The 7612-nt window shown below is 41.7% G+C and carries 7 protein-coding genes; 6 read left to right on the forward strand and 1 reads right to left on the reverse strand.

Going from position 1 to position 7612, the window contains the following annotated elements:
* The first annotated feature begins 261 nt into the window (after positions 1 to 261).
* The 4 genes from DCC39_RS18160 (at position 262) to DCC39_RS18175 (ending at position 4701) form a co-directional block, all read left to right on the forward strand.
* A complete protein-coding gene (locus tag DCC39_RS18160; RefSeq protein ID WP_116556301.1) occupies positions 262 to 1221 on the forward strand; it encodes a bile acid:sodium symporter family protein in 960 nt (319 codons plus the stop codon).
* A gap of 441 nt (positions 1222 to 1662) precedes the next feature.
* Positions 1663 to 2358, forward strand: a complete 696-nt coding sequence (locus tag DCC39_RS18165; RefSeq protein WP_240613693.1) for a CoA transferase subunit A — start codon at positions 1663 to 1665, stop codon at positions 2356 to 2358.
* Positions 2351 to 3028, forward strand: coding sequence for a 3-oxoacid CoA-transferase subunit B (locus DCC39_RS18170; RefSeq protein ID WP_116556302.1), 678 nt, complete (start codon positions 2351 to 2353; stop codon positions 3026 to 3028). Before DCC39_RS18165 ends, DCC39_RS18170 begins: the two co-directional genes overlap by 8 nt.
* A gap of 227 nt (positions 3029 to 3255) precedes the next feature.
* Complete coding sequence (locus DCC39_RS18175) at positions 3256 to 4701, forward strand: MDR family MFS transporter (RefSeq protein WP_116556303.1); 1446 nt, start codon at positions 3256 to 3258, stop codon at positions 4699 to 4701.
* Between the two features lie 195 nt (positions 4702 to 4896).
* Here DCC39_RS18175 and DCC39_RS18180 read toward each other — a convergent pair whose 3' ends face one another.
* On the reverse strand, positions 4897 to 5079 hold the full coding sequence (locus tag DCC39_RS18180; protein ID WP_116556304.1) for a hypothetical protein: 183 nt from the start codon (positions 5077 to 5079) through the stop codon (positions 4897 to 4899).
* Between the two features lie 610 nt (positions 5080 to 5689).
* Here DCC39_RS18180 and DCC39_RS18185 point away from each other — a divergent pair.
* Together DCC39_RS18185 and ltrA are read left to right on the forward strand one after the other, a co-directional pair.
* Entirely contained in the window at positions 5690 to 6271 is a 582-nt protein-coding gene (locus tag DCC39_RS18185) for a DUF6241 domain-containing protein (RefSeq protein WP_116556305.1), read from the forward strand.
* Between the two features lie 490 nt (positions 6272 to 6761).
* Positions 6762 to 7562, forward strand: a complete 801-nt coding sequence (gene ltrA, locus DCC39_RS18190; RefSeq protein ID WP_455431038.1) for a group II intron reverse transcriptase/maturase — start codon at positions 6762 to 6764, stop codon at positions 7560 to 7562.
* Positions 7563 to 7612 lie beyond the last annotated feature (50 nt).

The following is a 7612-nucleotide window of genomic DNA, read 5'->3' on the forward strand; positions in this document are numbered from 1 at the left end:
ATTATCCTAATTCTTGCCAAGGAGGATTGATTTGAAACTTATTTACACAACTTTTTCCGCACCGTCTATTAATTTTTTAAGTGAAAAGACGGGAAAGCATGACGCGGAAATTAATAATTTGAAGCAGCGAATCCAATCATAAGTAGACATATTTATGTGAAAATAGAAGAACAAAAACACGGTTAGAGATAATGCCTCTAACTTTTTTTTGTTTTGTTATGTTAGTATGAATTGTGAAGACTTCATTAGGGAGATTAGCAAATGAAAGTACTATCACTAATTAACAATGCAGTTACAAAATTTCTCCCGCTTTGGATTGTTGTTTTTGCGATTATTGCCTATTTTATACCTAAATCTTTTGAACCATTGACAGGCTGGACAGGCTTTATGCTGGCATTAATATTATTCTTAATGGGCCTGACGATTCCACCGTCAAGCTTTCGATATGTGCTCAAACAACCGAAGCTAGTCTTTTTTGGCGTTGCGTTTAAATGGACGGTTACTGTACTTATTTCAGTGGGGCTGGGCTTTACCTTTTTATCCCATTCTCCTGATTTATTGACAGGTTTTATTTTGGCTGGAAGCGTACCTAGTGCCACTGCGGCAAGCTTGTACACATTTATGGCGAATGGAACAGTCCTTCTTAGTATAACGATGTCTGTTGTTGATACATTTATTAGCCCTGTAGTGACGCCGATTCTTCTGGAAACAACGGTAGGGCATCTTATTCCGATTGCTTTTTTGCCATTGATTGCGAAGATGCTGTTGATCGTTTTATTGCCGATCTTATTAGGGCTTGTTATTCAACTGAAAATGAGCCGGTTCGTGGAAATTTTACAGCCATCCGTACGTTTCTTTTCATCAACGACGTTAATTCTGATAGTGTTGTCTGTCGTATCTGGGTCGCAGCCATTGCTTGAAGACAATCTCTCCTTGCTGCCGCTTCTCATCATCATTACGATGCTGCAAATTCTCGTTCCGATGTTTCTCGGGTATGGAATGGCGAAAGTGATGAAGTTTAATGAGGCGGATGCTCGCGCGATTTTATACGAGACAGGGCTGTGCAATACAGCGCTTGCAGCCATTCTTGCTATGGATTACATTAGTTTTTTGGCGGCAGTTCCTGCTGTTATTAATACGATCCTCAATTTGTCATTCGGGGCATTGATCGCTATTATCCTTTCAAATAAGAGCGTAGTTAAAGAACAAAACAGTCTTTAGTAAGCATCACGGATATTTTTATCCCGGCGTCAGCTACGATTAAAAATTGTTGAAGCAATTTAAATAGGCGGGGGACATTGACTTAATCATAAACTGAGACATCCACCAGTGGGGGTTTTGTTCATCCCACACTGATGGTTAGCACTTACAGAGTATAATTCTTGTTAACTCACTTCGTTCGTCGTCTCGATAAACAAGACTTATCGAGGTGTTAGTTTTGGTTATTTCCCACTTAGACTTTTTCGAAATCTTCTAAATCTTGAAGTTGGGTCCTACGGAGGGTTGCGCTGGGATAAATAAGTAAAATAAAGAAAGTTTTTAAAAATAAGTCTCTAGCTTATATTGTAGTGTTTTTTCGTTAATTTTATTATACTAATATATAAGAATCGTTTTTGTTCAAACGTTTTTAATGCGTGATATTAAATATTGGGGGTTTAAGCCTTGCAAGAAACAAATAGCACAATCAAAACAAATGTCCAGTTTTTATCTGCTAAAGAAGCAGTAGCAAAAATTCCTGATGCTGCCAGAATGATGGTAGGGGGATTTGGCCTTTCTGGTTTGCCGGATTATTTGCTTCAGGCTGTAATCGATTACACAGATATTGATAACTTTACGATTATAAGCAACAACATTACTGAGAACTCGAATGCTTATGAGTTATTTATGCAAAATCGTATTAAAAAAGCGATCGGCACTTACTTTACAACGAGCAGAGAAGTTGTGAAAGCTTATCGTGAAGGCCGCATTGAGATTGAATTGATTCCTCAAGGCACATTTTCTGAAGCTTTGCGTTTAGGTGGAGCTGGAATTCCGGCATTTTACACGCCTACTTCTGCAGGTACAGAGTTGGCCAAAGATAAAGAAAGCCGTGTGTTTGATGGGAGAGAATATGTGTTGGAACGTTCTCTTCGTGCGGATGTCGCTTTAATTAAAGCGCATAAAGCGGATAAAGCAGGAAATCTGGTCTATCGTAAAGCTGGAAGAAACTTCAATCCGATGATGGCGATGGCTGCTGATTTGACGATTGTTGAAGTTGACGAAGTAGTCGAGGTCGGGGAACTTGATCCAGAAGCGATTGTAACACCATTTATATTCGTGGATGTTGTCGTAAATAAAGGGGGTACAGACTGTGAATAAAGAGTCCGTAAAACGCTACATTGCATGGCGTGCGGCGCAGGAGTTATCTACGGGAGTCGTTAACCTTGGAATTGGGATTCCTACGTTAGTTGCAGATTATCTTCCGGAAGGAGAGGTAACACTGCACTCTGAGAATGGGGTTCTTGGTGTTGGCCCGTCGCCTTCACCGGAAAATGTCGATCCAGACTTGATTGATGCAGGGAAAGCGCCAATTACAGTGTTGCCGCATACTTCTTTCTTTGATAGTTCATTGTCGTTTGCTATGATGCGCGGCGGGCACTTGGACGCTACAGTAATCGGGGCGTTGCAAGTAGCTGAAAATGGCGATATCGCTAGCTGGGCCATTCCCGGAAAGGACGTACTTGGCGTCGGAGGAGCAATGGACCTTGTTGTAGGAGCTAAGAAAGTAATCGTTGCCACGATGCACTTAACTCCGAAAGGAGAGGCAAAAATTCTTCCGAAATGTACGTATCCGCTGACAGCGAAAGAAAGAGTGGACACAATCGTAACTGAGTATGCTGTGTTCAAGATTCGGGAAGGCAAGCTGTGGTTAGTTGAAATGGTGGATGACATTACACTTGATGAATTGAAAGAAATGACTCCAGCTTCTTATGAAATAGCAGAAGGCTTTAAAACAGTAAAACGTAAAGAAGTCGTTCTTGCACGATAGTTAGTGATATAAAGACAACTCTTATTCGCGCTGAATAAGGGTTTTCTATTTGGAACAAAAATACTAGTATAGATTATTCAAACAATGAAAAGGTAGTATACTGGTTCAGGTGGTCCACTAGAAAGATTGTAAATGCTTTTTGCTTTCTCTTATTTCTTTACTATGGTAAGATCAAGAAATATGAAAACAAGAAAGCAGTGAGTGAACAAAGAGAAAGAAGGATACATATGGGGAATAATCAAAATGCATCTGAAGAGGCAGGGGATATTAAGCGTATTCCGCTTATGCTTGTACTGATTTCAGGTGCCTTTGTTGCGATATTGAACCAGACGCTTCTAGGTACCGCCCTGCCCCCGATTATGCATGATTTAGGATTAAGCGAAAATACAGTCCAATGGCTGCAGTCGGTTTTTATGCTTGTGAATGGGATTATGATCCCGATCACGGCTTTTTTGATTGAACGGTTTTCGACAAGGGGATTATTTTTGACAGCGATGAGCTTGTTTGCCGCCGGTACGTTCATTTGTGCGGTAGCTCCAGGTTTTTCTGTTTTGATGGTGGGCAGGATCGCACAGGCCGCCGGCGCTGGCATTATGATGCCTCTCATGCAGACGGTTCTTTTTTTAATTTATCCGATTGAACGGCGTGGGCAGGCGATGGGAATGTTCGGGCTCGTTATCGCTTTTGCGCCTGCCATTGGCCCAAGCCTTTCTGGCTGGCTTGTCGATCAGTTTCCGTGGAGAAGTGTTTTCTACGTCGTGCTGCCTATCGCCATTGCAGACATTATCGTCGCCTATTTTATCCTTAAAAATGTGACAGAGCAAACCTTTCCGAAGGTGGATGTCCTATCGATCATTCTTTCTACATTCGGGTTCGGTGGGTTGCTGTATGGCTTTAGCATGGCAGGCGATACCGGATGGGGGAGCATGCACGTGCTACTTTCCATAGGCATAGGAGCAGTTTCGCTTTTCTTCTTTATCCGCAGGCAATTAAAGATGGAACATCCAATCTTGCAGTTTCGCATTCTTAAGAATAAGGTATTTGCCCTGTCCACTGCTCTCGGCATGATTGTTTTCATGTCGATGATTGGAACTGCGGTAATGATGCCTCTTTTCATGCAAAATATGCTCGGTTTCAGCGCATTCGAATCTGGCTTGGCCCTGCTTCCAGGAGCGCTTCTCATGGGATTCATGAACCCGATTACCGGAAGGCTGTTTGATAGATTCGGAGCGAGATGGCTGTCGATTACAGGCCTTTCCATGCTTGTCATCACGACCTTTTTGTTTACGATACTAAACGAAGATACGAGCTTTGCCTATATTGCTACAGTGAACGCTGTTAGAATGCTGTCAATCGCCATGGTGATGATGCCTGTCACTACTGCCGGGCTTAACCAGCTTCCAGTGAAATCAATTCCGCACGGTTCTGCTATGAATAACACGATGCGCCAAGTGGCAGGGGCTGTCGGCACAGCACTTCTCGTTACCGTAATGACCACGAACGAAACCCCAAGTGAAGGTGTCAATGGGCTGATCCATGGGGTTAATGTCTCCTTCATTGTGGCAGGCATACTCTCAATTGCCGGATTAGTGTTGTCTTTGTATCTTAAAAGCCAGCGCCCCGGGGAGGTTTCCGATTATCCAGATAATAAAAAAAGTCGGCTTTCCCGTTAGTTGGGAGAAGCAGACTTTTGATATTATTTTCAATGATCGGGATGACAGGATTTGAACCTGCGACCTCATGCACCTGATGTATCTCAAAGTATTGCGATTGATACAGTTTTAATTTGAAAACGTTGATTTCAGAAGTTTTTGCCTTGCTCATTTAGGGGGCACTACCCTCCTAAAGTGTTTTTTATTTCAACTACTTCAACGTGGGAGATCATTTATATTTAATTTTATATTTTCGAATTTACCATCCCGCTCAATCATTATATTCACAACATCATTTTCCGTTAAAATAACGCACCCTTTACAACCGGATCCCTTTGATTCAGCTATACCATTTTCTAAAAGAATATCTTCTCCTGATAACCCGCTAATCCCTTCCATTTTTTTACCATACTACAACACCTTAAACCATAAAGAAACTAGTTCCCCTAGTTTGTTGCTTATTTCTCTAGTTGTTTTGAACGAATAGGCAATTTTCAGAAATTATTTGGGAAAATCCTTTTATTTTCAATGGCTTTATCCTAACATGAAACTAGCATTTAAAATTTAGGAGGGGTTTTTGAAGGTCAAAACCACATCGGTTTATGGTAATTTCAAGAAGGCCTTGACAGTGACTATGATAACCAATTAAAAAATAATCTTACTTCATAACAATTCAACGTTTATTCGTTGGCTGAAAAACATGAACCTGATTCAGAACACCAAAAGGAACTAGTCAAGGACGCAAATCGTTATTTAGAGGAATATGCAAAAGGAAATGAAGATGCATTATTCAGCCTGAAAATGTGATATTCGAATTAGAGTTAGAGGTCAATCCAAGCAATTATAAACAGGAAAGAGCGACTTATCTTACTTTATCTGATGCAGAAAGAATAAAAAATGGGCTAGAACCTTGGTGGATTTCTCATGATTGAGAGAGGGTGAATCCTCTTCTTTTTGGTGCTAGTTATTTTAAGATGGACTCCAACTAATGAAGATTAGGAGTGGTTTCGTGCGTTCGGGGAATATGATACTCACTTTAACAACGATAGTTCTTGTAGTCTTGGTGGCGTTGGCGATGTTATATATGTTTGGTTGGTTAAGTTGGTTTAGTGACGAAACGGGGACCGAAGAGAAGGGCGATCCGGTTGCTGTAGAAAAAACCGCCGGGCACGAGCATAAAGACATGGATAATGGCAATCAAAATAAAGATAAAGAACCGGTGGAAGGGGTAATAAAAGCCGATCGGATCTGGACGGAATCCTCAATCATGCGCACACTCCATGAAATGACACACCAAAAGATTAAAGCGGACGAGAAATGGGGTGCTGTGGCGATGACGAAAGAAAACATTGAAACAATGATTAAGGTTGTGGAAGACCATAAAAAAGACCTGGATCATTACGATCTCTATATGGGAATACTGAACGACTGGAAGGTCGGGAATTTCAGCCGGGCGGATAAACAACATAATAAGCTATGGAAACTGGAACGTGGGAACGTCGGGAAAGCGAAGGGATTATTAAGCAAGGAAGAAGAACAGGAATACATCAAAGCCCATTTTGATGATGGCGTTGGAACATTCGAGTGGTAGCCAACGAAAGAAAAATATAGCCCGATTTATCCGGGCTTTTTTTATGTGCGCCAGGCATGGCAACTATCTAGGTGGTGAAAGTCCACTGTGGGGGTACACATCAACTAACCACTAGAGAAGCGCAAGGTGCTTATCGCGAGGTAAGGGCTGAAGGAAGCGTGTATCAAAATCTTGGCTCGACGAACAGAAATCTGATACCAAGGCTCTATGGGCGGATAAGGCTCCATAACAAGCCAAAGTCCAAAAGATGTGCGTAATCCTATAGAGTAAATCAGGCGAGTAAAAGAGGAAAGATAGTTGTCTTACCCTGGGAGGTCTCACGGACAGCTGAGGAGTCCCCTATAAAGAAAGCTGGTCGAAAAAGGTTTATCGTGAGAAGTCAGCCGAAGCCATAGTAGTGATGGAAATCATGAAGGGCTGAACAATTTATAGTGTTTCTACACCATGAATGCACGAAAGATAAACTTCAGAATGTGTTAATGAGGAAAGTATGAGCGTATCTCAAAGGATACTCAAAAGAGAAGTGTCTTTTCGTCACGTGAAAGGAAAGGAAGAAACGAGTGTGGAGCTTTTAGAAGAAATCTTAAGCAATCAAAACATGAATCAAGCTTACAAGCGAGTGTACCGCAATAAAGGTGCAAGTGGAGTAGACGGAGTGACCGTAGAAGAACTGAAAGTATACCTAAGGAAGCACAAGGATGAACTGCGGGACCAAATCCGAAAAAGAAAATATCAACCAGCGCCGGCATTGCGGGTAGAGATTCCAAAAGAAAATGGAAAAATGCGCAAACTGGGCATCCCAACGGTTGTTGACAGAGTGGTACAACAAGCAATCAATCAAAAACTCAGCCTCATATTTGAAAAACAATTCAGCGAATACAGCTATGGTTTCCGACCGGGAAGAAGTTGTGAAATGGCAGTTGTTCAAGCGCTGGAATATATCAACGATGGGTATGAGTGGTTAGTGGATATTGACTTAGAACGATTCTTCGATACGGTTCATCACGACAAGCTGATGAGAATTATCTCCCACACGATAAAAGACGGAGATGTGATTTCCCTTATACGGAAATACCTCGTAAGCGGTGTGATGGTTAGCGGAAAATATGAGGATACGCCAATAGGAACGCCACAAGGAGGCAACCTTAGTCCCCTTCTAAGCAACATCATGTTGAACGAGTTGGATAAGGAACTTGAAGCAAGAGGGCTGCGCTTTGTCAGATACGCAGACGATAGCCTTATTTTTGTCAAAAGCGAGAAAGCAGCAAACAGAGTGTTTATAGTAATCTAAAACTGGGCCACCATGGTAATTGAAAAGTCCCCCACTGTTATAATAAACTC

The sequence above is a fragment of the Pueribacillus theae genome (assembly GCF_003097615.1).
GTDB lineage: Bacteria > Bacillota > Bacilli > Bacillales > UBA6769 > Pueribacillus > Pueribacillus theae.